Source organism: Rhodanobacter sp. Root561 (assembly GCF_001427365.1).
Classification (GTDB): Bacteria; Pseudomonadota; Gammaproteobacteria; order Xanthomonadales; family Rhodanobacteraceae; genus Rhodanobacter.
This window is the reverse complement of the sequence record NZ_LMGH01000012.1, coordinates 245156-270383: the sequence shown is the minus strand read 5'-3', so window position 1 is coordinate 270383 and position 25228 is coordinate 245156. Positions and strand designations below refer to the sequence as shown.

The 25228-nt window shown below is 64.3% G+C and carries 23 protein-coding genes and 1 pseudogene; 8 read left to right on the top strand and 16 right to left on the bottom strand.

The window, feature by feature from the left end:
* Nucleotides 1–875: 875 nt before the first annotated feature.
* From ASD55_RS12200 to ASD55_RS12190, 3 genes and pseudogenes are all read left to right on the top strand, one after another.
* Nucleotides 876–1097 (top strand): AlpA family phage regulatory protein, encoded by a 222-nt coding sequence (locus ASD55_RS12200; protein ID WP_162248789.1) that lies wholly within the window; start codon nt 876–878, stop codon nt 1095–1097.
* A gap of 255 nt (nt 1098–1352) precedes the next feature.
* Nucleotides 1353–2474, top strand: a complete 1122-nt coding sequence (locus tag ASD55_RS12195; RefSeq protein WP_056766454.1) for an inovirus-type Gp2 protein — start codon at nt 1353–1355, stop codon at nt 2472–2474.
* 292 nt (nt 2475–2766) lie between these two features.
* A pseudogene (locus ASD55_RS12190) lies at nt 2767–3547 on the top strand (IS256 family transposase); the annotation flags it as partial.
* Nucleotides 3548–3732: 185 nt separating this feature from the next.
* On the opposite strand, the gene ASD55_RS12185 reads toward ASD55_RS12190, so the two are convergent.
* From ASD55_RS12185 to ASD55_RS12145, 9 genes are all read right to left on the bottom strand, one after another.
* Complete coding sequence (locus ASD55_RS12185) at nt 3733–4896, bottom strand: hypothetical protein (RefSeq protein WP_056766452.1); 1164 nt, start codon at nt 4894–4896, stop codon at nt 3733–3735.
* A 15-nt stretch (nt 4897–4911) separates the two neighbouring features.
* On the bottom strand, nt 4912–6114 hold the full coding sequence (locus ASD55_RS12180; RefSeq protein ID WP_056766450.1) for a tyrosine-type recombinase/integrase: 1203 nt from the start codon (nt 6112–6114) through the stop codon (nt 4912–4914).
* A gap of 603 nt (nt 6115–6717) precedes the next feature.
* Nucleotides 6718–7449 carry a UDP-2,3-diacylglucosamine diphosphatase gene (locus ASD55_RS12175; RefSeq protein ID WP_056766447.1) on the bottom strand — a complete coding sequence of 244 codons (732 nt, stop codon included), beginning with the start codon at nt 7447–7449 and terminating at the stop codon, nt 6718–6720.
* A gap of 7 nt (nt 7450–7456) precedes the next feature.
* A complete protein-coding gene (locus ASD55_RS12170) occupies nt 7457–8188 on the bottom strand; it encodes a peptidylprolyl isomerase (protein WP_056766445.1) in 732 nt (243 codons plus the stop codon).
* A 63-nt stretch (nt 8189–8251) separates the two neighbouring features.
* Nucleotides 8252–9769: a Ppx/GppA phosphatase family protein gene (locus ASD55_RS12165; RefSeq protein ID WP_056766443.1), complete on the bottom strand. Its 1518-nt coding sequence runs from the start codon at nt 9767–9769 to the stop codon at nt 8252–8254.
* Nucleotides 9770–9847: 78 nt separating this feature from the next.
* Complete coding sequence (gene ppk1, locus ASD55_RS12160) at nt 9848–11941, bottom strand: polyphosphate kinase 1 (protein WP_056766441.1); 2094 nt, start codon at nt 11939–11941, stop codon at nt 9848–9850.
* 54 nt (nt 11942–11995) lie between these two features.
* Nucleotides 11996–13258, bottom strand: a complete 1263-nt coding sequence (gene phoR, locus ASD55_RS12155) for a phosphate regulon sensor histidine kinase PhoR (RefSeq protein ID WP_056766439.1) — start codon at nt 13256–13258, stop codon at nt 11996–11998.
* 68 nt (nt 13259–13326) lie between these two features.
* Nucleotides 13327–14016, bottom strand: a complete 690-nt coding sequence (gene phoB, locus ASD55_RS12150; protein WP_056766437.1) for a phosphate regulon transcriptional regulator PhoB — start codon at nt 14014–14016, stop codon at nt 13327–13329.
* 73 nt (nt 14017–14089) lie between these two features.
* Nucleotides 14090–15709: a M48 family metalloprotease gene (locus tag ASD55_RS12145; protein ID WP_200946162.1), complete on the bottom strand. Its 1620-nt coding sequence runs from the start codon at nt 15707–15709 to the stop codon at nt 14090–14092.
* A gap of 126 nt (nt 15710–15835) precedes the next feature.
* Between ASD55_RS12145 and grxC the strand changes: the two genes are divergently transcribed.
* From grxC to ASD55_RS12130, 3 genes are all read left to right on the top strand, one after another.
* Complete coding sequence (gene grxC / locus ASD55_RS12140; RefSeq protein ID WP_056766433.1) at nt 15836–16099, top strand: glutaredoxin 3; 264 nt, start codon at nt 15836–15838, stop codon at nt 16097–16099.
* On the top strand, nt 16078–16473 hold the full coding sequence (locus tag ASD55_RS12135; protein ID WP_056766432.1) for a carboxymuconolactone decarboxylase family protein: 396 nt from the start codon (nt 16078–16080) through the stop codon (nt 16471–16473). Before grxC ends, ASD55_RS12135 begins: the two co-directional genes overlap by 22 nt.
* Nucleotides 16474–16669: 196 nt before the next feature.
* Nucleotides 16670–17683 (top strand): isocitrate dehydrogenase, encoded by a 1014-nt coding sequence (locus ASD55_RS12130; RefSeq protein WP_056766430.1) that lies wholly within the window; start codon nt 16670–16672, stop codon nt 17681–17683.
* 69 nt (nt 17684–17752) lie between these two features.
* On the opposite strand, the gene ASD55_RS12125 is transcribed toward ASD55_RS12130, so the two are convergent.
* The 6 genes from ASD55_RS12125 to ASD55_RS12100 form a co-directional block, all read right to left on the bottom strand.
* Nucleotides 17753–18172: a carboxymuconolactone decarboxylase family protein gene (locus ASD55_RS12125; RefSeq protein WP_235577795.1), complete on the bottom strand. Its 420-nt coding sequence runs from the start codon at nt 18170–18172 to the stop codon at nt 17753–17755.
* A 77-nt stretch (nt 18173–18249) separates the two neighbouring features.
* The gene (gene sigJ / locus ASD55_RS12120) at nt 18250–19152 is read right to left on the bottom strand and encodes an RNA polymerase sigma factor SigJ (protein WP_056766500.1); all 903 of its coding nucleotides are present in this window, start codon (nt 19150–19152) and stop codon (nt 18250–18252) included.
* Between the two features lie 59 nt (nt 19153–19211).
* Complete coding sequence (locus ASD55_RS12115; protein ID WP_007806164.1) at nt 19212–20165, bottom strand: aspartyl/asparaginyl beta-hydroxylase domain-containing protein; 954 nt, start codon at nt 20163–20165, stop codon at nt 19212–19214.
* A 168-nt stretch (nt 20166–20333) separates the two neighbouring features.
* A complete protein-coding gene (locus tag ASD55_RS12110) occupies nt 20334–21716 on the bottom strand; it encodes a PhoH family protein (protein WP_056766426.1) in 1383 nt (460 codons plus the stop codon).
* 55 nt (nt 21717–21771) lie between these two features.
* Entirely contained in the window at nt 21772–22233 is a 462-nt protein-coding gene (locus ASD55_RS12105; RefSeq protein WP_056766424.1) for a peroxiredoxin, read from the bottom strand.
* Between the two features lie 253 nt (nt 22234–22486).
* Complete coding sequence (locus ASD55_RS12100) at nt 22487–23080, bottom strand: glycine cleavage system protein R (RefSeq protein WP_200946160.1); 594 nt, start codon at nt 23078–23080, stop codon at nt 22487–22489.
* 96 nt (nt 23081–23176) lie between these two features.
* On the opposite strand from ASD55_RS12100, the gene dapA reads away from it, so the two are divergent.
* Together dapA and ASD55_RS12090 are read left to right on the top strand one after the other, a co-directional pair.
* Nucleotides 23177–24085: a 4-hydroxy-tetrahydrodipicolinate synthase gene (gene dapA / locus ASD55_RS12095; protein WP_056766422.1), complete on the top strand. Its 909-nt coding sequence runs from the start codon at nt 23177–23179 to the stop codon at nt 24083–24085.
* A 23-nt stretch (nt 24086–24108) separates the two neighbouring features.
* The gene (locus ASD55_RS12090) at nt 24109–24699 is read left to right on the top strand and encodes a hypothetical protein (protein WP_056714938.1); all 591 of its coding nucleotides are present in this window, start codon (nt 24109–24111) and stop codon (nt 24697–24699) included.
* Nucleotides 24700–24771: 72 nt separating this feature from the next.
* Here ASD55_RS12090 and fdxA read toward each other — a convergent pair whose 3' ends face one another.
* The gene (gene fdxA, locus ASD55_RS12085; RefSeq protein ID WP_056714941.1) at nt 24772–25095 is read right to left on the bottom strand and encodes a ferredoxin FdxA; all 324 of its coding nucleotides are present in this window, start codon (nt 25093–25095) and stop codon (nt 24772–24774) included.
* Nucleotides 25096–25228: the final 133 nt, after the last annotated feature.

Sequence of the window (25228 nt, the reverse complement as noted above, 5' to 3'; positions counted from 1 at the left end):
CAATCGTGTTTCGTACGAACCCTGTTGGATGGGTGGGGCGTCGCCGTTTGCATATCAAACGTCAGCTTTGCGGCAACTTGGTTGAGGCTGTGACTGACCGCAGTTGGCCGACCACTGCCGGTCGACCCGCTGGACGGTGCTGTTGCCGAGCCTGGCGAGTTCCACTGGCGATCGTCGGCACGTTCGATGCCGGGAATGATCAGGTTGTTGGCAACAGCGAGCAGTTTGGCAGCCGGCCATGCGCAGTTGCGCTGGCGAAGCTGGTCAATTGCTGTGGCGAAGGCCGGCGGTTGCCTGGCGCCTTAAAGCCGCGCACAGCGGGTGCGTACGCCCGGTGCCGATCAACAAGTCATTTTGCGTCGGACGATCCGATCTCGGATTGATCTGTGGTGCTGGCTCGCTTCTCGTCGCTGCTTCAAGTGGCAGAAGCCGACCTAAAGCGGAAACCTACGCTTCGCTTTGATCAACCCTATTCGCCTCGACCGCGCAGGTGCAGGAGACGGCCGCCTGCTTGCCAAGCACCCACAACCACGACCGCCCGACATGGAGTTCCGTGGCATCACCCTATGCAAAATGGCGCTTCTTGTTTGGGCTCAGAAGAAACGGGGTCGCATTAGCTTCGAACGATTGCACAGCTGAGATGGATGTTCAAAACGCAACGAGGTCGAAGCAGAACTAACTCGCCGCCTGTGAACTATCTCCACATGGGTTCGTCGCAGGCTTCGACGCGGTTCGGAGAAAAAAAATCCGACTAAAAACGCCCGCCATGACGCGGTCTTTGGTCTTGTGCGAGCTAGATAGTCGGAATTTCGGGTCTAGTGGATTCACCCGGCATGGAAATACCTTGTGTCCATACCAAGCAGGGAAAACGCATCATGTCCACGGATCCAGACAAAACCGCACGCATGCCGGAGGCATGCTCGATTCTTGGGCTTTCCGAATCGACGATCCGGAACCGGTACAAGGAGTCTGGTCGCTGGTACGACCCCTCGTTCCCGAAGCCGAAGCGGCTGGGCAGTATGGGCCGTCGTAGCGCGATCGGTTGGAATGCCCAGGACCTTTACAACTGGCGCGATTCGCGCCCGGAGGCGGTCTGATTCAGTGATTCAGATCACTAACTCCACATACATCGTTGGCTCGTGATGCCTTCGTGTCGTCGAGACACCTGATGGCAGAGCAGTCGCAAAAAGCGAGCCTTGATGAGATCAATGATTACGGTTCTTTATGATATTGGAATAGCTCTTTCCAATAGAAGAAGCTAATAGAAATGCCCTTTTATCCATGAGTGATAATCCAGATATTAAATGGAGAGAGTGGGTCGTGTTCATAAATTTAATAAGAGACTGACTGCTATGAAAAGTGCCAAAGATGAAATCCGCCATGATTACGCTGCGCTGGAGTACAACCTTAGGCAGTGCTCCTTCGGCATGCTGCATCTGGCGGGTGGCCGTCGTCGCATCGTCACGGATAACCTGACTGCGTTTGGCCATCTCGCCTGGCTTGAGGAGCTCGCGATCAGGATTGCCACCAAGGACGAGAAGACCACCGAAGCAAAACGGATTGGTGGTTGCGAGGTGAGTTTTCTTACGGCACTTGGGAAAGAGATCTTTGACGTCAGCAATAATCTGGACGACAAGTTCTACAAGAGCTGTGAAAAATACGCCTTCAATCCCTACATAACGGTGATTATTCGAGCGTTTTTTCGCACGCAGAAGGCGCTCGATGCTCCGGTCCCGACGGGCTTTGCAGCGATATCTCCTTGTGAGAGGAGTGTCGCGATGGAGTGGATTGTCCACTTTGTGCGGCGGGTCTGTCGTTCGAAGCGCTTCAAAGCAATCATCCGCAACCATGATCGTCGCGGCCACAAGGACTTTCAGAGCGGCTGTCGGCATCTGGCGCACTGTTTTGCGAACCATTCGCGCATTTTGATCGTCCGGGTTGATCTGTTCTACCGCCCGGAGGATAAAGAATGGAGCTTTACCCCTGAGGCGGATAGGGCCTACAGCCGCTTCACGCGCGCGTTGAGCGAGGGGCGGATTGTCCCCGATGTAATCACCTGGGCCGGTCGTCGCGAGAACGGTTTCGATCGTGGTGTGCACTACCATGTCTTGGTCGCCATGGACGGGCATAAGCATCAGAAAGCTTTTGCATACGCTGTCGCCATGGGAAAATACTGGAGAAAGCGTTGCACCGGACCGAACCAAGTGGGGACGTATTTCAATTGCTACCCTCGGAAGGGCGCGTATCGATTTAACGGCCTCGGCTCGGTACATATCAGCGACGAGCGCATGCTCATTGGTGTGCGGGAAGCCATGCGCTACATCACCAAGGCGTACTACCAAGCTAAGGCTGGCGGTGACGTAACGAAAAACTTCCGGCGCGGTCTGGCGAAGAATCGCGCTAGCAAGCGTGGCGCACCGCGCAAGGCAGAACATGATATGTCACTGGTGATGCGCATTCTTGGAAGCGTGTGACCGCGTTAGATCGCCCCGGTCGCGTGGGGCAATTTGATTCAAGTCAGGCCACCAACGTGGTGGCCTGACTTGCTAATGGCCGGTAGTAGTTTGCTTCGACATCAGCCGGGGAAAGCGTGAGAGAAGTCCATGGTGGCTAAACCGAGTCAGGTAGTCCATCGCGGCCAGCTCCACCGCCACCTTGGCACTTCATGGTCCTGCGGCGGATATTCGCGGCTGTGTAGAGACCTTCCATGGCCGCTGCAGGCACGAGGCGCAGCTGCTGGCCCTGACCCCTCACCGCGCGTCGAACGATGCGGTGGTCGATGAGGTCAAGGCCTGGCAAGCCCGGCCGCTCGATCCGGTCTACCCGATTGTCTACCTGGACTGCATCCACGTGAAGGTGCGCGAGGGGGCCGTGCGGGTCATAGCGGTGTACCTGGCCATCGGCGTCACCATGGCCGGCGAGAAGGAGGTGCTGGGCCTGTGGCTGGCGCAGGCCGAGGGCGCCAAGTTCTGGCTGCAGGTGGTGACGGAGCTGCGCAACCGCGGCGTGTAGGACATCTTCATCGCCTGCGTCGATGGATTGAAAGGCTTCCCCGAAGCCATCGAGACCGTGTTTCCGCACACGGCCGAGCAACTGTGCATCCTGCACATGGTGCGCCACAGCCTGAACTACGTGTCGTGGAAACGCCGGGCGGAAGTGGCGGCTGACCTCAAGCGCATCTATGCCTGTGCCACCGTCGAGGAGGCCGAGCAACGGTTTGCCGAGTTCGAGGCGAAGTGGGACACCGGGTACCCGCCGATCGACCAGTCGTGGGGGCGCAACTGGCCGCGCCTGATTCCGTGCTTCGACTACCCGCTTGAGATCCGCAAAGTGATCTACACCACCAACGCGATCGAGTCGGTCAACATGAGTCTGCGCAGGCTGACCAAGAACCGTGGCTCTTTCCCCAAGCGACGAGGCACTGCTGAAATTGTTCTACCTGGCGCTGCGCAACATCAGCAAGAAATGGACGATGCCGATCCGTGACTGGAAGGCCGCCTTGAACCGCTTTACGATCCAATTCGAGGGACGACTTCCTCAGCGGTAATTCAAATCCCGGTTACACAAAATTCTGTACACCCTCATCGACTCTACCGCGGCCATAGCGATGTCTGGTCTCCGCAGTGCTGCTGCGCCATTGCGCCGCTCCCGCGGCCCTCAGCAGCAATCCTGGTGGATTTGTTCGCGGCTCCAGTCTCTCAAGAGTTGAGCCTGCTCAAATTCCGAGGCGATTCACTTCGGCTTCCATGTGATGAATGCAAGTATCGCTTTCATTTCAGCTACGCCATCGAAACCGTAGCTTTTCAGTTCAGTGGTTAGGGCGAGTAGCGCTGATGTTCCATCGGACGGTCGTTCCTTGCGCCAACCCAACCATAGTCCTGTGGCGTGAATGACGAGTGCCAGCGCGGGACTGACGAACCTCTCACGGTTGGCGTATTCGATGTTCAGTATGTGCAGAGCTTTTGCCGTGAAATCTCGGCGTTGACCATTTTGTAAGCCATGATTTCGCTTGGCATCCGGATCGGCGAGCCTCGCAGCGTGCGGCCTGTTTGTCTTGTTGAAAAGCTTTTCGGGGCCTCGGATACGCAGCTCCTCCAAAGCTTTTTTCCGTCTAGGCGCAGGCTTCTCCTTTGGCCTCAATGGTTCTCGAAAGTGAGTTCTGGCCACCTGAAAAAGAGAGTAAAGGCCCGGAGCACGGCTCTTGAGATTGTAGGGGTCGGATTCGATTTCCGGTGTTGAAGGGGATTTGTTCGGCAGCAGCCTCACTACGTTGCACTCATCGACGTAGACGTCCTTGAGCTCGACCCGCATCGTGACGGCGGGATATTCGTAGACATGCTGCTCGATCAAGCTCTTCACTCTGCGCCCAATGTGGGCGGTTCGACGAAGATAGAGAGGTCGTGACAAAGGCGCCTCAACATACAAACCTTGCCGTTGCTGTTGTGCACCCGGATGTAAGCGAAGGCCGTAAGCAAACCATTGAACATCAACTCGCCCCTCCTCCTTCAGGCTTTTGATATGTTCGGGATTGAGTGCCAGGAACCGGATTTCTGTGTGGCCTCTGGGGAACTCGATATCGGCCCTGGTTGGGATCCAAGGGTCGACAACGACCCTGAAGTCGCCTGGCGATATGAAATCGCCGTCAGGAGAGGCCCTGGTCTCCGCACAGGCCTGCATATCAGGAGGGGTGGCGAAGTACAGGTCATAATTCACGTGCGCACTTTCGACTTGGATCATCGCGTTCGGATCAGTGGATTTCCCTTGCTCGGTCGTAGCACCGGCCGCTACCACCGAGGCGGCGTCGGTCAGCACTCTGACTTGTATTTCCAGTGCGTCTTCTGCACCAGATAACGCTTCCATGAGGGAAACGAGCCGAATTCCTGTCGCGTGCGTCATTTCGCTCCCGCTGGCCTATTTGGCCGCCATCACAAAATCCGCCCAAGCCTGCATCAAGGGGCGCCTCTGCTCAAGCAGGTCTGTCCGATGGTAAGCCGCTTCTACCTTGTTCTGCACCGTGTGGGCTAAGGCCCTCTCGGCCAAGTCACGTGAATACCCCTTCTCGCTGCACCAGTCGCGAAAGCTCGAACGAAATCCATGGGCGGTAGCCGTCCGTCCCGCCACGTCGCTGACAGCTTCTACGCGCCGCAGTAGCGCCGTCAGTGTCATGTCAGACAGCGGAGCACGATCGCGTACCGAAGGAAAAACTAGCGTGTCGTGCAGGCCGTGTTGTTGCTTCAGGATAGCTACCGCCTGATTTGACAGGGGCACGCGATGGATTTGCTTGGCTTTCATCCGCTCCGCAGGCAGCGTCCATACTGCAGCCTTCATGTCGACCTCATCCCAGGTCATGAAACGAACTTCGCCGGAACGGCTTGCCGCCAGGATGAGAAACATCAATGCCTGCCGAGTCACTTCAAACCCGTGGAGTGCGTGCAGCTGTGTCGTGACAAACGCTGGAACGGCTTGCCAAGGCATCGCAGGCTGATGTTGCGTACGGACGGTCTTGCCCGGTTGTAGCGGCAAGAGGTGGCCTACCACGTCCACCGGGTTTGACTGGCAGTAGCCATGCGCCCAGCCCCAAGCCATCACGGCATGCAGGCGCTGCTTCACCCGTCCCGCTGTTTCGGGCTTTTCCAACCAGATGGGCCGAAGGACGTCCGCGATGTGGCGCGGCTGGATCTGATCTAACGGGATTGCCCCGAGCAAGGGGAGGGCGTACTCAGTGACCGTATTGATCCATTGCTGGGCGTGCTTGGCGTTTTTCCAGCCAGGCGTGAGCTCTTTGTGGACCATATACGCCGCCTCGCTCAGGACGGGCAGATGCGGCTTAGTAGCGTCGCTGGCTCTGACTTCCAGAGGGTCTTGCCCCTGGGCGATTTGCTCACGCATGGCGCGAGCCTGTTTCGCAGCATCTGCGAGGCCGACGTCGGGGTAGGGGCCTAAGCCAGCGTTACGACGCTTCTTGGTGACCGGGCTGACATATCGAAGGACCCACTTGCCCTGCCCCTTGTTGTTGGCGGAAGGGTGGAGCGTAAGTCCAGCGACCGCGCCATGGGCTAGGGGCGCGCCGCCGGGTTTAATGCTGCGCGCTTTGGTGTCCGTGAGGAGGGCCATGGGAAGTGACTCGGTGCCGAGATCGGGTATGCCATCCAGTATGCCATTAAGTGCTGGATGTGGTTGGAGCTCATTGTGCTTTGTTGGCTTCAAGTTTCACGATATGCTTGAAAACATGGGGTTTGTTGATAGTTCTTTGCAATGCCTTGACGCTGGTTGCGGACGTTGCAGGCGGTCTCTCTCTCCGCCAGATACGCAAAGCGCCCCGCAAGGGGCGTTTTGCGTATCTGGCGGAGAGAGGTGGTGGACGAACCAACCGTTCGACGAATTTGTCTGGAACAAATTCGGACAGCCGCAGGCTGGCCCTGGAGCGCGCAGCGCGGAAGGGTGAATCCCATGGATGGGATTCACAATCCCGCACTCCATGCCGCCGCGCCACTGACCGGAGCGCACGCCCCGCAAGGGGCGTTTTGCGTATCTGGCTGCGTCACCACAAGATCAAGAGCAACCCACCCCAGCCCTCCCCTGCAAGCAGGGGAGGGAGCGGAGCGTCGGCCTCGTGCTTCTGGCTCCTCCCCCTGCAAGCAGGGGAGGGAGCAAGGCTGCACTCCGTGCGATCTGCCGGGAGCAGCCCCACACCGATCCCGATGAGCAGAACCCGGCTCAGCCCACCGCCAACCCGCGCAGTTCGACGTTGCCCCGATCATCCACCCGCAACACCGAGCCGTGTTCGTACCAGTCTCCCAACACGATTCGCTCGGTCGGTTTTCCATCCACCTCAAGGCGATGGATGGCGGGTCGATGCGTGTGCCCGTGGATCAGTCGCGTCACGCCCGCTCGGCGCACCGCATCGGCTACGGCATCGGCGTTGACGTCCATGATGCTTTCCATGGTGCTGCCGGTGTGCGCCTTGCTGTCCGCGCGCGCCTTGGCGGCAAACGCGCGGCGCGCTTCCAGCGGCATCGCGAGGATCTGCGCGGCCCATTCGGGCGTGCGCACCTGGCGGCGCACGGCCTGATAGGCGGTGTCATCGGTGCACAACACGTCGCCATGCATCAGCAGAGTGGGCCGGCCCTGCACGTCATGCACGACACCGTCGTCGAGCAGGGTCAGGCCGGCACGTTCGGCGAAGGCTTCGCCGAGCAGGAAGTCGCGGTTGCCGACCATGAAATAGACCGGCACGCCGGCGTCGCGCACCGCGCGCGTTGCGGCGGCGATGCGCGCGGGCAGTTCGGCGTCATCGTCGTCGCCGATCCACGCCTCGACCAGGTCGCCCAGGATGTACAGGGCGTCGGCCTGACGGACTTCGTCGCTGGCCAGGTATTTTTCGAACAGCTCGGTGATCTGCGGTCGGCTGGCGTCCAGATGCAGGTCCGCGATGAACAGGGTGCTCATGGGCGGATCAGTCCTTGCCGGCGGGCTTGGCAACTTTCCTGGAAGCCTTCTTGCCGGACTTGGCCGCGTTCGCAGGCGTCGCCGACGAGGCTGACCTGGCGGGACTCGCGGCGCTGGCGGCGGAGGCTGGTGCCTGTTCGCCGATCACCCGGGCGCTTTCGATCAACACCAGCGGATTGGGCACGTCGCCGGCAAAGGGTCCCAGTGCGCGGGTCGGCATGGCGGCGATCTTGTCGACCACGTCCATGCCCTTGATGACCTTGCCGAACACGGTGTAGCCCCAGGTCAGCCCGCTCTGGTTGCCGGCGAAATCCAGCCGCCGATTGTCGACCAGGTTGAAGAAGAACTGCGCGGTGCCGGAGTTCGGGTCCGCTCCACGGGCGACGGCCACCGTGCCGCGCAGGTTGGACAGGCCGTTGTCGGCCTCGCTGGCGATGGCCGAGCGGGTGCGCTTGGGCTGCAGGTCGCGGGTATACAGGCCGCCTTGCACCAGGTAGCCGGGAATCGCCCGGTGCAACAGCGTGCCGTCGTAGAAGCCGTCGCGGACGTACTGCAGGAAGTTCGCCACGCTCTTGGGTGACTTGTCCGGATACAGCTCCAGCGTGATCTCGCCTTGCGAGGTGGTCAGCACGACTTGCGGTGGCGGCGCCGGCGCGGCAGCCGGCACCGGTTTGGCCGTCTGCGCGGTCAGCGTCAGCGGCAGTGACAGAAGCAGGATGGCGAGCAGGGATTTCAGCATGGGCATAAAGATGGTCGGGGCCTCGGGACATCATACGCGGCGACGCCGCGGCGCGGGTTCGCGTCAGCTGCCGGCAAGTTCCAGCCGCAGGCCGAGTTCGGCCATGGGCGCCTGTTCCTGTTGCAGGTCCGCTTCGCTGAGCGGGTGCTGCTCGAACCACGCGTGCGGCAAGGTCAGTCGCAGCGATCGGCTGCTGGCGGCCAGGCGCATCTGCGGCAGCGACTCGGCACGACGCGCGCGGCGGAACAGCACGGCCAGGCGCAGCAGCGCCGTGGTGTATCGGGCCAGTGTGCGATAACGCTGCGGCAGGGCGGTAATCACCGGCTTGTCCGGCTTGCGCCGATGCATGTCGACCACCGCGGCCAGCAGCTGCTGCTCCTGCCGCGAGAAGCCGGCCAAGTCGGCGTGCCGCAGGATGTAGGCGCCATGATGGTGGTGTTGGCTGTGCGCGATGGCCAGGCCGATCTCATGCACGCGCGCGGCCCAGGAAAGCCACTCGCGCGCATCGGCGTCCAGCTTCCAGCTGCGCGCCACCTGGTCGAACAGCATCAGTGCGGTCGATTCGACCCGGCGTGCCTGGGCACGATCCACGCCATAGCGGCTGGCCAGTGCCTCGATGCTGGCAGTGCGCGGATCGCTGCCGCCGGCGCGGCCCAGCAGGTCCCACAGCAGCCCTTCGCGCATCGAGCTTTCGCACACGCGCAGCCGGTCAATGCCCAGCGCGGCAAACGCCGCTTCCATGATCACCACGCCGCCGGCGAGCACGGGCGCGCGGTCTTCGACCAGGCCGGGCAGCTTGAGCGTGTTGATCTGGCCGTGTTCGATCAGTACGTCGCGCAGCGAGGCCAGCGAGGCGGAGGTGATGCCGTCGTCGCAGAATTTCATTTCCTGCACGACCGAGCCGATCGACTTGGCCGTGCCGGAGGAGCCGTAGGCATCCTGCCAGCCGGATTCGCGGTAGTCCTCGGCGAACTGCTGCAGCAGCACGCCGATCTCGCTCACCGCGCGCTGCCAGCGCTTGCGGTTGATCTTGCCGCCCGGGAAGAAACGCAGGGTCGAGGCGATGCAACCGGCCTGCACGCTCTCGGTGTGCAGCGGAGCCAGGCCCCGGCCAATGATGAACTCGGTGCTGCCACCGCCCACGTCGATGACCAGTCGCGGCTCGCGTGAAACGGGCAGGTCGTGGGCGGCGCCGAGGAAGATCAGGCGGCCTTCCTCGCGCCCGGAGACGACTTCGATCGGATGGCCTAGCGCGGCCTCGGCCGAGGTCAGAAAGGTCTGTGGCGAGGCTAACCGGCGTACCGTGTTGGTGGCCACCGCGCGCACCCGTATCGACGGCAGGCCGGCGATGCGCTGGCCGAAGCGGGCCAGGCAGGCGATCGCGCGGGCGCGTCGTTCGGCGTCCAGGCTGCCGTCGGCGCGCAGGCCGGCGGCCATCCGCACGGTGTCGCGCAGGCGATCGATCACGCGCGGCTCGCCATGTTCCATCCGCGCGACCACCATGTGGAAGCTGTTGGAACCCATATCGATCGCGGCGATGAGTTCGCCATCGCGGATCGGTGTCTGTTCGGCTGGGCTCACGCCGGGGCTCCCGCGATGGCAAAGGACGGATTCTCGCACGCACGCGTGAAAGGCTTGCATCGGTTCATGGCGATCGGCTCACTTGCAGTAGCGTTCGAGCAGGCCCTGCTGGGCGCTGTACGGCGGGTGCTCGCCGGGAGTGGCGCGGACATAGCGACCATCGCTGCCCAGCAGCCAGGCCTGGGTGTTGTCGGCCAGGCCGTTGGCCAGGGTTTCCTCGAACACGCGCGCCGCCAGGTCCGGGTCCAGGATCGGGAAGGCCACCTCGATACGCCGCATCAGGTTGCGCTCCATCCAGTCCGCGCTGGCGCAATAGATCTCCGCGTCGCCATCGTTGGCGAACCAGTACACCCGGCTGTGCTCGAGGAAACGCCCCACGATCGAGCGCACCCGGATGCGCTCGGAGATGCCGGGCAGGCCGGGGCGCAGGGTGCACGCGCCGCGCACGATCAGGTCGATCTCCACGCCGGCCTGCGAGGCCCGGTACAGCGCGGAGATCACCCGCGCTTCATTGAGCGCGTTGAGCTTGGCCACGATGCGCGCCGGCCGACCCGCGGTCGCGTGGGCGGTTTCGCGCTCGATCTTCCCCAGCACTTTCGGATACAGCGTGAACGGTGAATGCAGCAGGCGCTTCAGGTCGATGATGGGTCCCAGGCCGGACAGCTGCTGGAAGACCTTGTGCATGTCCTCGCCGATCTCGGGGTCGGCCGTCATCAGCCCGATGTCGGTGTACATCCGGCTGTTGGCCTGGTGGTAGTTGCCGGTGGACAGGTGCACGTAGCGGCGCAGCGCCTCGCCCTCGCGGCGCACGATCAGCATCATCTTGGCGTGGGTCTTGTAGCCGACCACGCCATAGACCACCTGCACGCCGGCTTCCTGCAGCCGCGTGGCCAGGCGGATGTTGGCCTCCTCGTCGAAACGCGCGCGCAGCTCGATCACCACGGTCACGTCCTTGCCGTTGCGGGCCGCCTCGACCAGCAGGTCGACCAGCGGCGTGTCCTCGCCGGCGCGGTACAGGGTCTGCTTGATCGCCAACACCTGCGGGTCGGCGGTGGCTTGGCGCAGCAGATCGATCACCGCGGAAAAACTCTGGTACGGATGGTGCAGCAGCACGTCGTGCTGACTGATCAGGTCGAACTTGTTGCGGTTGCTCTCGAGTGCCGGCGGCAGTTGCGGATTGAACCGCTGGAATTTCAGCTCCGGCCGATCCAGCCATTCGTAGATCAGGCCGGCGCGGATGATGTTGACCGGACCGTCGCAACGGTAGACGTCGGTTTCCTCCAGCTGGAAGTTCTGAACCAGCATCGCGGTGATCGCCTTCGGGCAATCGTTGGCGATCTCCAGCCGCACCGGCCGCGCGTAGCCGCGCCCGACCAGCTCCTCGCTGAGGGCCAGCGCGAGGTTCTCCACCTCGGCCTCCTCGACGATCAGCTCGCTGTTGCGGGTCACCCGGAACTGGTACGAGCCGACCACCCTGAGGCCGGGAAACATCAGGTCGACGAAGGCCTGCAGCAGTTCGGCGAGGAACACGAAATGCTCGCCCGGGCCGCTGACCTCGGCCGGCACCCGGATGATCCGGGGCAGCGAACGCGGTGCCCGCACCAGCGCCATGTGCCCCTCGTGGCCGAAGGCGTCGCGTCCCTTCAGTACCACCGCGATGTTCAGCGTCTTGTTGAGGATGCGCGGGAACGGATGCGCCGGGTCCAGCCCCAGCGGCGACAGCACCGGTAACACCTCGTGCTCGAAATAGCCCTGCAGCCAGCGCCGCTGGCGCGGGTTCCAGCGTTTGCGGGTGAGGATGTGGATCTGCTCGGCATCCAGCTGAGGACCGATCTGTTCCTGCCAGGTTGCGTACTGCTCGGCGACCAGGTCGAGCACGCGACTGCGGATCTGCGCCAGCAGGTCGCCGGAGCTGACCCCGTCGGGACCCGGTGCGGCCGAACCGTACGCATGGTGGTGCTTGAGCATCGCCACCCGCACCTCGAAGAACTCGTCGAGGTTGCTCGCCACGATGCTCAGGTAGCGCAAGCGCTCGAGCAGCGGCACGCTGGGGTCGCGTGCCATCGCCAGTACCCGGAAGTTGAATTCCAGCGCGGCCAGCTCGCGGCTGAGATACAACTCCGGTGCACCGGGATCGGTATCGGGTGAGGGGCAACTCGGTGATGTGGGCATGCTTCATTCTGGCCCATGACGTGCGCCAAATACATCGCGCCCGTGGCAGCGGCTTCACTCGCCGGCGTCGGGAGCCAGCAACCTTGCATCGCCGAAGTGGCAGGAAAAGGTGGAGCCCGCGCCGGCTTCGCTTTCGATCTGCAACCGGGCCTGGTGCAGGTTCAGCACGTGCTTGACGATCGACAACCCCAGTCCGGTGCCGCCGCTGTCGCGCGAGCGGCTGGAGGACACCCGGTAGAACCGTTCGGTCAGCCGTGCCAGGTGGCTGGCGGGGATGCCGAAGCCGGTATCGCTGACCGAATACACCGCGCCGCCGGGTTCGCGCCGCCAGCGGATCGCGATGCTGCCGCCGTTGGGCGTATAGCGCACCGCGTTGCTGACCAGGTTCGACAAGGCGCTGTGCAGGTCCTTCGGTGAACCGAACAGGTCTGCGTTGGCGGTGGATTCCAGGCTGATCTGGTGGCGGCCCTGGCTTAGCGCCGCGGCCTCCTTGCGCACGGTGGCCAGCAGGGCGGCCATCGGCACGCGTTCGTCGATCACCTCGTGCTGGGTCTCCAGTCGCGACAGGGTCAGCAGGTCCTCGACGATCTGGCCCATCCGTTTCGATTGCGCCCGCATCTCGCCGAGCACCGGCGCCAGCTCGGGCACGTCTTCGGGGTCCAGCAATTCGAGATAGCCGTGGATCACCGTCAATGGCGTGCGCAGCTCGTGGGAAACATTGGAGACGAAATCCCGGCGCACCTGTTCCAGTCGCTTTATGGGAGTGATGTCGTGCGCCAGCAGCAGTTGCTGATGCTCGCCGAAGGGCAGCAGGGTGACGTTGAGCTGGTTGTCCTTGTTGCCGGGGGCGGCGACGTCGTCGAGCTGGCCTTTTGCCCCGTCGCGCAGCCAGTCGGCCAGTTCGGAGTGAGCCATCCGCTGGGTCAGTAGCTGGCCGCGGTCCCGCGTCCGGTTCAGTCCGAGCAGGCTTCCCGCGGCGTGGTTGAACCAGCGGATCTGCTGTCGGCGATCCAGCAGCACCACGGCGTCCGGCAGGCGATCCGCGGCCTGGCGAAGGTCGCGCAGATTCGAGGCGAGCAGGTGCGCGCGTGTCATGAGTCGGTCATCCTGCAAGGGGCGGGCAGTCACGGATGCAGCCATCATGGCCCGCTGCAGATGACGGAGCCGAGTCAGCAGGAAGACGACTCCGATGATGGCGGCGATGGCCAGCCCGACCCAGGCGGAATTTCCGGCCAGCCAGCCCAATGCCGCCCCGGCGCACAGGATCGAGGCGAGGAGCGTGGGGAGTTTCCAGTCAGGCATGCGGGGCGGTGGCATCCGTGGGCGTATGCGGCGACCGCCAGCATCGGCAAAAGATGCTGTCGACGCAAGCGAGGCGGCGCCGTTCAGATGCTGGTGGAAAAACGGTAGCCGGTGCCGCGCACCGTCTGCACCAGTTCATCCAGCTTCCAGGGCTCCAGCGTCTTGCGCAGCCGGCGGATATGCACGTCGACGGTGCGCTCTTCCACGTAGACGCTGCCGCCCCAGACGTGGTCCAGCAATTGCGCACGCGAGTAGACCCGCTCGGCGTGGGTCATGAAGAAATACAGCAGCCGATACTCGGTGGGGCCGATCGCCACCGGCTCCTCGCCGGCGAACACCCGGTGTGCGGCCCCGTCGATGCGCAGACCGCCCAGTTCGATCACGCCCGAACCGTCATCGCCCTGGCTGCGCCGCAGGACGGCCTTGATCCGGGCGACCAGCTCGCGGGTGGAGAAGGGCTTCACCACGTAGTCGTCGACGCCGGCCTCCAGGCCATTGACGCGGTCCATTTCCTCGCCGCGCGCGGTCAGCATGATGATCGGGATCTCGCGACTGAGCTCTTCCTTGCGCAGGCGCCGCGCCAGTTCCAGCCCGCTCATGCCCGGCAGCATCCAGTCCAGCAGGATCAGGTCCGGCACCTGTTCGGACAATGCCAGCTGGGCGGCGCGGGCGTCGACCGCCTGCATGGTTTCCATGCCGGCCTTGCGCAGGGCAAAGGCGATCATTTCGCGAATCGAGGTTTCGTCTTCAACGATGAGGATGCGTTTGTGCACGCGGTGGTCTGCCGTGGCGGATGACGAAAGTATTGCAGCGAATCCATGTTACGCGGCGATGACAGTGCAGCACTTATTGCCGCGAATCATCGCCGGGACTGTCCGCGGTCCTGATCTTGCGCTTGTGCAGTTCCAGCACCAGCGGCGTCAGCTCGGTGATCCGCGCCTGGATGCGCACGCGGGCGTAGTAGTCCAGGTCGTCGCGCTTGAGCAGCCGCTTGAGCTGCTCCATGGCGTCGTACGGTCGGCCCGAGTAATAGCTCGCGTCGGCGTAGGCTTCGCCGGCGCGCACGCTGTCGCCAGCCTTGTCGCTGGCGCGGGCGTAGGTGCTGTAGATCTCCGGTTCGCTGGCATTGTCCAGCAGCGGCCGCAACTTGCCGGCGGCGAGCCGGGCCTGGTCCTTGTCGCCGCCGGCGGTGAGCGCATGGGCATACGCCAGCGCGACCGCACGGTTGCGCGGGGACTGGGTGTTGAGTTCCGAGTAGATGGCCAGCGCGGCGGCCCGCTGGCCGGCCTGCAGGCGGGCATCGGCCACGGCCAGCTTCAGCAGCAGGTTCCCCGGGTGGTTGTCCAGCAGTGGCTGCAATTGTCCCATGGCCAGCGCGCCGCGGCCGCTGCGCGTCAGCGCCAGCGCGTAACCGTAGTGATTTGCCGGGGTGTCGAAATCGCGTCGCGTCTGCAGGCTGGACGCGTAATACGTGGCCAGCCGCGTGGCGTCGCCGGCCAGCACGCGGGCGCGTTCGCGCATCAGCGCGTAGGTGTCCAGATCGCCTGCGCGATGGGCAGCGAGCAGGGTGGTGGGGTCCTTCACGAAGGGGATCGGCGCCGTGCTCCTCGCCCATTGCTGCCGATCGATCCCGGTGGTGCCCACGCGCAGCTTCTGCGCGGCGATCAGCGCATCGGCGCGCGCCTTGGCGTCGCTGATCCGGCTGGTCGTCACCGGATGCGTCTGCAACAGCGCCGGCACGTCCTCGCCGCCGGCGCCGGCGCTCATCGCATCCTGCATGCGCTGGAAGAAGCCCGCCATCGCATTGGGGTCGAAGCCGGCCTTGGACAGCGTCTGGATGCCGACGCGATCGGCCTCGATCTCGTCCTTGCGGGTGAAATTGATCGATTTCTGCGCGATCAGCCCCTGGCCGCCGGCCAGCACGGCCATCGGTGCGTCGCCGCTGTGGTTGCTGGCCCCGGCGGCGATCGCGCCGAGCAGCACCAGGGCCATCAGCGGCGCATCCTTCTTCGAGTCCTCGAACGCACGCTGCAGGTGGTTCTGGGTGATGTGGCCGATCTCATGGGCGATCACGCCGGCCAGTTCGCTTTCGTCACGGGTGATCGTGAGCAGCCCCGAGTTCACCGCGATATAGCCGCCGGGCGCGGCGAAGGCGTTGATTTCCGGGTCCTTCACGATGAAAAAGGCGAAATGTTCCTTCGGCTTGTCGCTGCTGGCGACCAGCCGGTAGCCGAGGTCGTTGATGTAGTCGTCCAGCAGCGGGTCGTCGACCACCATGTCCAGCGCGCGCATCTGGCGCAGCATGGAGGCACCGTAATCCTGCGCCTCGCTGGGCGAAATCAGCGCGTTGGCCGAACTGCCCAGGTCCGGCAGGCGCATGTCCTGCTGGGCACTGGCGGTGCTCGCCAGCGCGGCGCAGAGCAGGGTGGCGAGCAGGCAGGGAACGGGACGTGGCGACATGATCATGGGTTCGGCGACAATAGCATTGTGACCGTGTCCTGCTGCGTCGGTTCACCGCAGCCGTCCGGCTTGAGCTGGACGCGCGCGGCCCCATTTTCTGTGAAGTTTCCCCATTGTTTGTGGAGTGTCGTGATGTCCAAGATCGAGGTCTACTCGACCGCCGTGTGTCCGTACTGCGTGTCGGCCAAGAACCTGCTGAAATCCAAGGGGCTGGAGTGGACCGAGGTGCGCGTGGACGCCGATCCCGCGCAACGCGACGCGATGCTGGCGCGCAGCGGCGGTCGCCGCACGGTGCCGCAGATATTCATCAACGACCAGCACGTGGGCGGCTACGACGACCTGGTGGCCGCCGACCGCAGCGGCAAGCTGGCGCAATGGCTGGAGCAGGGCGCATGAGCGACAAGCTTGCCGAATTCACCGCCTTCCGCCAGCGCATGAACGAGCGCATCCTGGCCGAGGACAACCAGGTCGTGCGGCGCTTCTTCGCGCTGGACACGCAGACCTACAAGGCCGGCGCGCTGGACGTGAAGACCAAGGAGATGCTGGGCCTGGTCGCCTCGATGGTGCTGCGCTGCGACGACTGCATCAACTACCACGTGGCCCAGTGCAAGGAGGCCGGCGTGCAGCGCGACGAGTTCTTCGAGGTGTTCAGTGTCGGCCTGGTGGTGGGTGGCTCGATCGTGATCCCGCATCTGCGACGGGCAGTGGACTCCCTGGACAAGCTGGAAGGCGGCGAGTCCGCCACGGCGGAATGCGCCGATCACGGCTGACCCTGCGCGGGAGCCCGTTCGCGGGCGGGGAGGCAAGGGAATGCCTCCCTGCGAGTTTCTGCAATGCTCCGTGCGAGGATTTGCAACGGTTTTCCCGGGCCATCGGCTGTCCGGGAACGGTTGCATGAGCGATAATGGGCGGTCTTGACCTGCGCCGTTCCATGCGCGCACGCAATCGTCCCCCAAGGAGTATCCCATGAACAAAACCATCGCCGTGATCCCGGGCGACGGCATCGGCCCGGAGATCATGACCGCCACGCTGCGCGTGCTCGACGCGCTGGACTGCGGCCTGACCTACGATTTCGTCGACGCCGGCATGGTCGCGCTGGACAAGCATGGCGATCTGCTGCCCAAGGCCACGCTGGACAGGATCGCCGAGCACAAGGTCGCGCTGAAAGGCCCGCTGACCACGCCGATCGGCGGCGGCTTCACCTCGGTCAACGTGACCCTGCGCCGTCTTTTCGACCTGTACGCGAACGTGCGCCCAGCGGTGAGCTTCCCCGGCACCAAGTCTCGCTACGAAAACATCGACATCATCACGGTGCGCGAGAACACCGAAGGCGCCTACCGCTCCGAGGGCCAGACCCTGTCCGCCGACGGCGAGATCGCCGAGTCGGTGGCGCGCAACACCCGCAAGGGCAGCAGCCGCATCGTCCGTTACGCCTTCGAGCTGGCGGTGAAGAAGGGTCGCAAGAAGGTCACCGCCGTGCACAAGGCGAACATCCTGAAGACCAGTTCGGGCCTGTTCCTCAACGTGGCGCGCGAGATTGCGAAGGAATACCCGCAGATCGAGTTCAACGAGATGATCGTGGACAACACCTGCATGCAGCTGGTGATGAAGCCCGAGCAGTTCGACGTGATCGTCACCACCAACCTGTTCGGCGACATCCTGTCCGACCTGTGCGCCGGCCTGGTCGGTGGCCTGGGCCTGGCGCCGGGCGACAACATCGGCGAGCACGCGGCGATCTTCGAGGCGGTGCACGGCTCGGCGCCGGATATCGCGGGCAAAGGCATCGCCAACCCCTGCGCGCTGCTGCTGGCCGCCGCCGACATGCTCGATTACCTGGACATGGTGGCCAAGGGCGACCGGCTGCGCCAGGCGATCCGCGACACCATGACGAATGATCGCGACAGCGTGACGCCGGACATCGGCGGCAAGGGCAGCACCGACAGCTTCGCCGATGCGATCGTGAAGCGCATCAAGGGCTGAGCTGCGGTTTTTCGTCGAGCGTAAAAAAAGCCGCGGCGGCCGCCGCGGCTTTTTTCATGGGCGCGATGTTCAGTGCTTTGCGGGCTGGTACGCGCCCGGCGGGTTCTGGAACGGGATCGCGATGCGGTTCCACGCGTTGATCAGGATCACCGCCATGTTGAGATCGCCCAGTTCCTTTTCGCTGAACTGCGCGCGGGCCTGCTCGTAGACGTCGTCGGCTACCCCGTGGACCGGATCGAGCCGGGTGACTGCCTCGCACCACGCCAGCGCGGCGCGCTCGCGATCGCTGTAGAACGGCGCTTCGCGCCAGGCCTGCAACACATACAGCCGCTGCTCGGTTTCGCCGGCGGCGCGGGCATCCTTGCTGTGCATGTCCAGGCAGTAGGCGCAGCCGTTGAGCTGGGAGGCTCGCATCAGCACCAGCTCGATCAGGGCCGGTTCGAGGCTGCCCGAGTGCACGTATTTGTTCAGGGCGAACAGGGGTTTCATGGCTTCCTGGGTGGGGACCGAGGATTGACGGGATGACATGGGGGAACTCCTTTCTGTGGTGCGGCCGCAGTGGCCGTTCAATGCAAGGACGCAGGGCCGGCCGATTTCGTGACAGCCGCCAGCCGGGCCAGCTTTCCGGGGTGACGCAAGGCGTGGATCGCGCTGATTCCCGTCTCGTCTTCGTCGATCCAGCTGGCGGATATCAGGGTGTCGCCCTGCCAGCTGAGCAGGGCAGGCGTGCCGTTGAGCCGATGGATTTCATGGCGCACGCCCTGTCCGCGCTGATGCAGGGCGATCTGCAGATACAACCGGGCCAGGCGTTCGGCCCCGTGCAGGGGACGCAGGGTGGCGGTGACCAGGCCACCGCCGTCGGAGATGTGCACCGCGTCCTCGGCGAACAGCGCGCGCAAGGTATCCATGTCCGGTTGTTGCAGGGCCTCGGCGAAGCGCTCCAGCAAACGGTGCTGTCGATCGGTATCGGGCGCGTCCGGGCGCGGCCGTTCCTGGCGCAGACGCTGTTTCGCCCGGTGCACGCGCTGGCGGCAGGCGTCTTCGCTGATCTCGAGCATCGCCGCGGCCTCGGCGTGGCTGTAATCGAACACCTCGCGCAGCAGGAAGGCGGCGCGCTCCTCGGCGCTGAGCCGTTCGAGCAGCAGCAGGAAGCTGAGGGTCAGGCTTTCCGCCCGCTCCAGTTGCGCCTCGGGCTGGTCGGCGTCGACCAATAGCGGCTCGGGCAGCCACGGGCCAGGATAGTGTTCGCGCTCGGTCCGGGCGCGGCGCAGGCGGTCGAGCGCCAGCCGGGTGGTGACGGTCACCAGCCATGCTTCGGGATCGTCCAGCGCGGTAGTGTCCTGCGCATGCCAGCGCAGCCAGGCATCGTGCAGCACGTCTTCGGCGTCGGCGGGCGTGCCGAGCATGCGGTAGGCCAGCCCGAACAGGCGGGGGCGGTGTTGCTGGAACAGGGCGGTTTGCGGGTCCATGGCGTTCTCCATCGAGGCATCCTGATCAAGGACGCGCGCCACTCACGCGATGTGACTGCTCAGCGGAACAGCGGCCACGGCGCCAGGAAGATCAGCCACATCAGCAGCACGATGCCGGTGTACTTGAAGGCCTTGTACAGCGTCCGGTGGCGGCGCTTGAACTCCACCTTCCAGCGATGCGTGGCGCCCTTGCGCTGGCTGAGCGCGTACAGGCGGTTCACGAAGCCGGTCTTCTCGGTGCCGGCGTCGCTGTTCGGCGAGGCGGTGATCCTGCCCATGAACGCGCCGACGCGATGGTTGATCGCGCTCATCCAGCGCGTGCGCAGCGGACGCTCCACGTCGGCGAACAGGATCACCCGGGTCTGGTCGGTCTTGTTCTCGACCCAGTGCACGAAGGTCTCGTCGAACACCACGTCCTTGCCGTCGCCCCAGGCGTGCTCCTCGCCGTCGACGAAGATGCGGCAGTCGCGCGAGTTCGGCGTGATCAGGCCCAGGTGGTAGCGCAGCGAGCCGGCGAACGGATCGCGATGCGGGTTGAGCTTGCTGTTCGGCGCCAGCGTGGCGAACATCGCCGCCTTGATGCCGGGAATCGCATTGAGCAACTCGACCGTCTTCGGGCACAGCGCCTCGGCGGAGGCCAGCGGCTCGCCGTACCACTTCAGGTAGAAACGCTTCCAGCCCTGCTTGAAGAAGCTGTTGAAGCTGGCGTCGTCGTTCTTCGCGGCCGCGCGGATGTGGCCTTCGTCGAACAGCTGCAGGGCCTCGTCGCGGATGGCCTGCCAGTTCGCCTGCAGCAGGTCCAGTTGCGGAAAGCCGCGACGATCGAGGATGGGTTTCGCCGGCACGGCGGAGAACGCGTACATCAGCAGGTTGTACGGGGCGAAGATCGCCGAGTGGTCGACCAGCTGGCGGTCGAAACGCAGCCGCACGCGACCGCGCAGGTGCACCAGCAGCACGCACAACGCGAAGAACACGAATACGGCAAGCAGGATGAGGCGGGGGGTGAGGATCATGGCAACGCGAGCAGCCGTGGCAGGGATTCCGGGGCCTGCCATTCTACGCGTTTGCCGCGCCCCGGCTCGGTGCCCGCCGAATCCCCCGCGCGGCATTCAGCCGCGCGGGGAGTTTCCAGTCATCGACGAAGCGCCGGTTTCGGCCTTTCCGAATCCCGAATCCCGTTACTAAAGCGACTCCGCCGCGAAGTCCGCCAGCCGCGACCGCTCGCCGCGGCGCAGGGTGATGTGGGCGGAGTGCTCCCAGTTCTTGAAGCGGTCGACCGCGTAGGTGAGGCCGGAGGTGGTCTCGGTGAGATACGGCGTGTCGATCTGCTCGACATTGCCCAGGCAGACGATCTTGGTGCCCGGGCCGGCGCGGGTGATCAGGGTCTTCATCTGCTTCGGGGTGAGATTTTGCGCCTCGTCGATGATCAGGTAGCGCGACAGGAAGGTGCGCCCGCGCATGAAGTTCAGCGAGCGGATCTTGATGCGCGAGGCGAGCAGGTCGTTGGTGGCCTGGCGGCCCCAGCTGCCGCCGTCCTCGGGGTTGGCCAGCACTTCGAGGTTGTCGGTGAGCGCGCCCATCCACGGCGTCATCTTTTCCTCTTCGGTGCCGGGCAGGAAGCCGATGTCCTCGCCGACGGACACGGTGGCGCGGGTCATGATGATCTCGCGGTAGCGCTGCTGGTCCATCACCTGGGCCAGGCCGGCGGCCAGCGCCAGCAGGGTCTTGCCGGTGCCGGCGTTGCCGAGCAGGGTGACGAAGTCGATGTCCGGGTCCATCAGCGCGTTGAGCGCGAAGTTCTGCTCGCGGTTGCGCGCGCCGATGCCCCAGACGTGATGGTTCGCGTGCGAATGGTCGTCCAGCAGCAGCAAGGTGGCACTGGTCTCGTCCAGGTGCAGCACGCGCAGCTCGACCGCGTTTTCGCCGGGCAGGTACAGGCACTGGTTCGGATGCCAGTCGTCCTGCTCGCGCCGGTTCACCTCGTAATAGGTACGGCCGCGTTCGGTCCACGAGCGCACTTCCGGGTGCAGGTCCCAGAAGTCCTCGGGCAGTTCGGCCGAACCGGTGTAGAGCAGCGAGAAGTCGTCCAGCGCGCGGTCGTTCTCGTAGTCCTCGGCGACGATGCCGTTGATGCTGGCCTTGATCCGGAGGTTGATGTCCTTGGTGACCAGGATGACGTCGCGGCCGGGATTCTGGTCGCGCAACTCGATCACCGCGGCGAGGATCTGGTTGTCCGCCTTGGTGTGGCCGTTGCTGCTGGTGCGATGCTGGAAGTACAGGCGGCCCACCGAGCCGCCGCGCTTGAGCTTGATGCCCTGCGGATTGCTGAGTTCCAGGCCCTCGCCCAGATCGTGCTGCTTGCCCAGTTCGACCAGTTCGTTGAGGAAGCGGCTGACCTGGCGGCCATTGCGCGAGACTTCCGAGGCACCCTTCTTCTTTTCGTCCAGTTCCTCCAGCACGGTCATCGGGATGAAGACATCGTGTTCCTCGAAGCGGAACAGCGAGGTCGGGTCATGCAGCAGGACGTTGGTGTCGAGAGCGTAGATGCGCTTGCTTCCGGTCATGCGGAAGTGTCCTCACTGGTGGGTGGAAGGAACGGGCCGGCGGGTACGTCCAGGGTCAGGCAGCGGGAATGGCGTCGAGCACGGCCTGCGCATGGCCGGAAACTTTCACGCCACGCCATTCCGCGGCCAGCTTGCCCTCCGAATCGATCAGGAACGTGCTGCGGACGATGCCCATGAAGCGTTTGCCGTACAGCACTTTTTCGTGGATCACGTCGAAGGCGCGGCACCAGGTTTCGTCGGCATCGGAGACCAGCGGGAACGGCAGTTCCTGCTTGTTGGCGAAGTTCGCATGCGACTTCTGCGAATCGCGCGAGACACCGATGATCTGCGCATGGCGCTTGCGGAAGGCCGGGTAGAGGTCGCGAAAGTCCTTCGCTTCGGTGGTGCATCCTGGCGTCGAGTCCTTCGGGTAGAAATACACCACCAGCCATTGTCCCTTGAGGCTGGACAGCTTCAGTTCGCTGCCGTCGCCGGTGAGGCCTTTCAGTGCGGGCAGTTTCTTGCCGATATCGGGCATGAGGGGTCCTGCGCGGCGAGGCGATGCCGCGACGTGTGGGAAAAGGAAAGGATGGAGAAGGCCGCTGAGGTCGACGTTGCGACGGCGGCAGGGCGAGCTGTTGCGCCGGAAAGGGTCGGGGTGATTCGACAAGCTGGCTGCAATGCAACGGTCCTCCGGCAACTCACGGCCACAGACTAGCGCGGGTGGCTTGGCGCAGGACAGTCCTTGTCAGGACGCCACGATCGCGCGATGCTCGGCGGATGTCACCGGCTCAGAATTTGACCGGGTCCATGATCGCGTCGAGATTCAGGCCGTCGCACAGTTCCAGGAAGTCGTCGCGCAAGGCGGCGATGTGGATTTCCGCCGGAATGCCGATGGTGAACTGGGCCTGGAACATCTCCGCCCCGGTCTGCATGGCGTGATAGCGGGTGGAGTTGAGCTGCTCCACGCTGATGCCGTGCTGGCTGAAGAAGTCCACGATGCGGGCCACGATGCCCGGCCGGTCGGCGGCCACCACTTCTACCAGATAAGGCAGCAGGTGCGAGCTGTTCTCGCGCGGCCCGGTGCGGTAGTGCACCAGCCGCATGCTCTCGTCGCGGGTCAGCTTGGCCAGGGCCGTTTCCAGCTTGGCCAGGGCGTCCCAGGCGCCACTGGCCAGCAGCATCAGCGAGGTTTCCGTGCCGATGGTGGCGACTCGCGATTCGGACAGGTTGCAACCGGCGTCGGCGATTCGCCGGGCCAGTGCCAGCAGCGGCGACTGGGTCGAGGTGGTAAGCGCGTGGATCAGCAACTGGTTGTCGTTGCCCGAGCGTGCGGAGCCGGAAGTGGATTTCAAGGAGGCCTGCCTGCGTAACGTCGACCGCATGATGCGGAACGGTGAGACTACTCCCATCGAGCTTACTTGCCCGGCTCGCGAAGCGGCAAGTAACATGCAGGGCTTGCCTTGCAATGGAATCGGGTCTTGAACATTCGCGGAAGCATCTGCGCGCTGGCCACGCCGTTCGCGGCCGATGGCTCGCTCGATCTGGCGGCCTTCGGTCGACTGCTTGATTACCAGATCGCCGGCGGCACCCAGGCGCTGGTGGTGGCCGGCTCCACCGGTGAGGCGCACATGCTCGAACACGACGAGTTCGAGCGCCTGCTGGCGTTTGCCGTCGATCGGGTGAACGGACGGGTTCCGGTGATTGCCGGTACCGGCGAGGCGGGCACCGCAAAAACGGTGGCATTGACCCGGCGGGCCCGTGCGCTGGGCGCCGATGCGGCCCTGGTGGTGGCGCCGTTCTACGTGCGGCCGACCCAGGAAGGCATGCGCCGCCATTACCTGGAAGTGGCCGAACACGGCGAGCTGCCGGTACTGCTCTACAACGTGCCGACCCGTACCGGTTGCGATGTCCTGCCGGAGACGGTCGCCGCGCTGCGTGATCATCCCGCGATCGTGGGCATCAAGGAGGCCCGCGGTGACCAGCCGCGGATTTCGGCGCTGGCGGAACTTGTGCGTCCGGATTTCGTCTATCTGTCCGGCGACGACGGCACGGCCGGGCAGGCGATGCTGGCCGGCGCCGCCGGCACCATCTCGGTGGTGGCCAACCTGGTGCCGCGGGCGTTCCGTGACTTGTGCGACGCGGCCACCGCCGGGGATCGGGCGGCCACCGCGCGCTGTCATGCCGCGCTGGAACCCCTGATCGAGGCGCTCAACTGCGCGCCGAACCCGATCGCGGTCAAGGCCGGTTTGCCTGTGCTGGGGCTGGGACTGGCCCTGCCGAGGTTGCCGCTGGTGGAACTGAACGACGGTCCGGATCGCGCCCGATTGCACCAAGCGCTGTCCAGTCTGGCATCCTTGACGACTGCGGCCGGTGGAACGGTTGCCTGACTTACTTTACGGAATCCGATTACATGAAGAAAACTTCGCTCCTCGTGGCCTTGCCGGCCGTGGCCCTCAGTGGCCTGCTGCTCACCGGCTGCGGCGCATTCCGTTCGCACAAGGCCTGGGACACCGCGCTGCAGGAAGCGCCGCTGGAGATTCCGCCCACGCTTGACCGGCCTTCCACCACCGAAGCGCTGGTGATTCCGCCGCCGGGTGGCAACCAGCCGACCGCCAATGGCGCAACGGCCCGGGTCGGTTCGTCGAATGGCCAGATCAGCGACGGCTTCGTGGTCGCCGATGGCGCCGACAGCGTCTATCGCCGTGTCGGCCAAGCCTTGGAAGGCGGCAACCTCGGCGAGGTGATCGCGCATGACGATGCGGCGCACAGCTACACGCTGAACGTGTCCGATGCCGTTGCCCAGCAGAAAAAGAAGGGCTTCTTCGGCCGCATGTTCGGTCGCGACAAGAGCAGCGCGGTGCAGGCGCCGGGCGCCGGCTCGCACCAGGTGCAGGTCAGCATCAACACCAGCGGCGCCAGTGGCAGCGAAGTGCGCGCCACCGGAAATCCGGCCGCGGTGGGCAAGGTGGTGGATACGCTGAAGTCGCGTCTGGGCGGCTGAGTCTTCCGTCCGGCCATTGAAAACGCCGCCCTCGGGCGGCGTTTTCGCATCGGGCATCGGCGCGCCGCGATATCAGCGCTGCAGCAGTTCCAGCTTGCCGGGCTTGCCTTCCCAGTCCTTTGCATCGGCCGGGGCATCCTTGCGCTCGGTGATCACCGGCCAACCCTTGGCCAGCTCCGCGTTCAGCGCCACCAGCGCTTCCTGGCCGGCGGGAACGTCGTCTTCCGGGTAGATCGCATTGATCGGGCACTCGGGCTCGCACAGGGTGCAGTCGATGCACTCGTCCGGATCGATCACCAGGAAATTCGGGCCTTCGTGGAACGCGTCGACCGGGCAGACCTCGACGCAATCGGTGTACTTGCACTTGATGCAGTTGTCGATGACAACAAAGGTCATGGAAGAGGGCTCTCAAAGGATATGCACTGCAGACGAGTGTCGCAGAATGCGAGCTTTTGTGAGGAGTGCGGCCATGGATGGCCGCTTTTGATCTCTACCCGGAGCGCAGTCTGCACCCTAGCTTCTTGCAGTC

What these genes read in the sequence shown, in the direction of transcription:
- ASD55_RS12200 (WP_162248789.1), top strand. Translation starts at nt 876, where the DNA reads ATGTCCACGGATCCAGACAAAACCGCACGCATGCCGGAGGCATGCTCG.
- ASD55_RS12195 (WP_056766454.1), top strand. Translation starts at nt 1,353, where the DNA reads ATGAAAAGTGCCAAAGATGAAATCCGCCATGATTACGCTGCGCTGGAG.
- ASD55_RS12185 (WP_056766452.1), bottom strand. Translation starts at nt 4,896, where the DNA reads ATGACGCACGCGACAGGAATTCGGCTCGTTTCCCTCATGGAAGCGTTA.
- ASD55_RS12180 (WP_056766450.1), bottom strand. Translation starts at nt 6,114, where the DNA reads ATGGCCCTCCTCACGGACACCAAAGCGCGCAGCATTAAACCCGGCGGC.
- ASD55_RS12175 (WP_056766447.1), bottom strand. Translation starts at nt 7,449, where the DNA reads ATGAGCACCCTGTTCATCGCGGACCTGCATCTGGACGCCAGCCGACCG.
- ASD55_RS12170 (WP_056766445.1), bottom strand. Translation starts at nt 8,188, where the DNA reads ATGCTGAAATCCCTGCTCGCCATCCTGCTTCTGTCACTGCCGCTGACG.
- ppk1 (WP_056766441.1), bottom strand. Translation starts at nt 11,941, where the DNA reads ATGCCCACATCACCGAGTTGCCCCTCACCCGATACCGATCCCGGTGCA.
- phoR (WP_056766439.1), bottom strand. Translation starts at nt 13,258, where the DNA reads ATGCCACCGCCCCGCATGCCTGACTGGAAACTCCCCACGCTCCTCGCC.
- ASD55_RS12145 (WP_200946162.1), bottom strand. Translation starts at nt 15,709, where the DNA reads ATGATCATGTCGCCACGTCCCGTTCCCTGCCTGCTCGCCACCCTGCTC.
- grxC (WP_056766433.1), top strand. Translation starts at nt 15,836, where the DNA reads ATGTCCAAGATCGAGGTCTACTCGACCGCCGTGTGTCCGTACTGCGTG.
- ASD55_RS12135 (WP_056766432.1), top strand. Translation starts at nt 16,078, where the DNA reads ATGGCTGGAGCAGGGCGCATGAGCGACAAGCTTGCCGAATTCACCGCC.
- ASD55_RS12130 (WP_056766430.1), top strand. Translation starts at nt 16,670, where the DNA reads ATGAACAAAACCATCGCCGTGATCCCGGGCGACGGCATCGGCCCGGAG.
- ASD55_RS12125 (WP_235577795.1), bottom strand. Translation starts at nt 18,172, where the DNA reads ATGAAACCCCTGTTCGCCCTGAACAAATACGTGCACTCGGGCAGCCTC.
- sigJ (WP_056766500.1), bottom strand. Translation starts at nt 19,152, where the DNA reads ATGGACCCGCAAACCGCCCTGTTCCAGCAACACCGCCCCCGCCTGTTC.
- ASD55_RS12115 (WP_007806164.1), bottom strand. Translation starts at nt 20,165, where the DNA reads ATGATCCTCACCCCCCGCCTCATCCTGCTTGCCGTATTCGTGTTCTTC.
- ASD55_RS12110 (WP_056766426.1), bottom strand. Translation starts at nt 21,716, where the DNA reads ATGACCGGAAGCAAGCGCATCTACGCTCTCGACACCAACGTCCTGCTG.
- ASD55_RS12105 (WP_056766424.1), bottom strand. Translation starts at nt 22,233, where the DNA reads ATGCCCGATATCGGCAAGAAACTGCCCGCACTGAAAGGCCTCACCGGC.
- ASD55_RS12100 (WP_200946160.1), bottom strand. Translation starts at nt 23,080, where the DNA reads ATGCGGTCGACGTTACGCAGGCAGGCCTCCTTGAAATCCACTTCCGGC.
- ASD55_RS12090 (WP_056714938.1), top strand. Translation starts at nt 24,109, where the DNA reads ATGAAGAAAACTTCGCTCCTCGTGGCCTTGCCGGCCGTGGCCCTCAGT.
- fdxA (WP_056714941.1), bottom strand. Translation starts at nt 25,095, where the DNA reads ATGACCTTTGTTGTCATCGACAACTGCATCAAGTGCAAGTACACCGAT.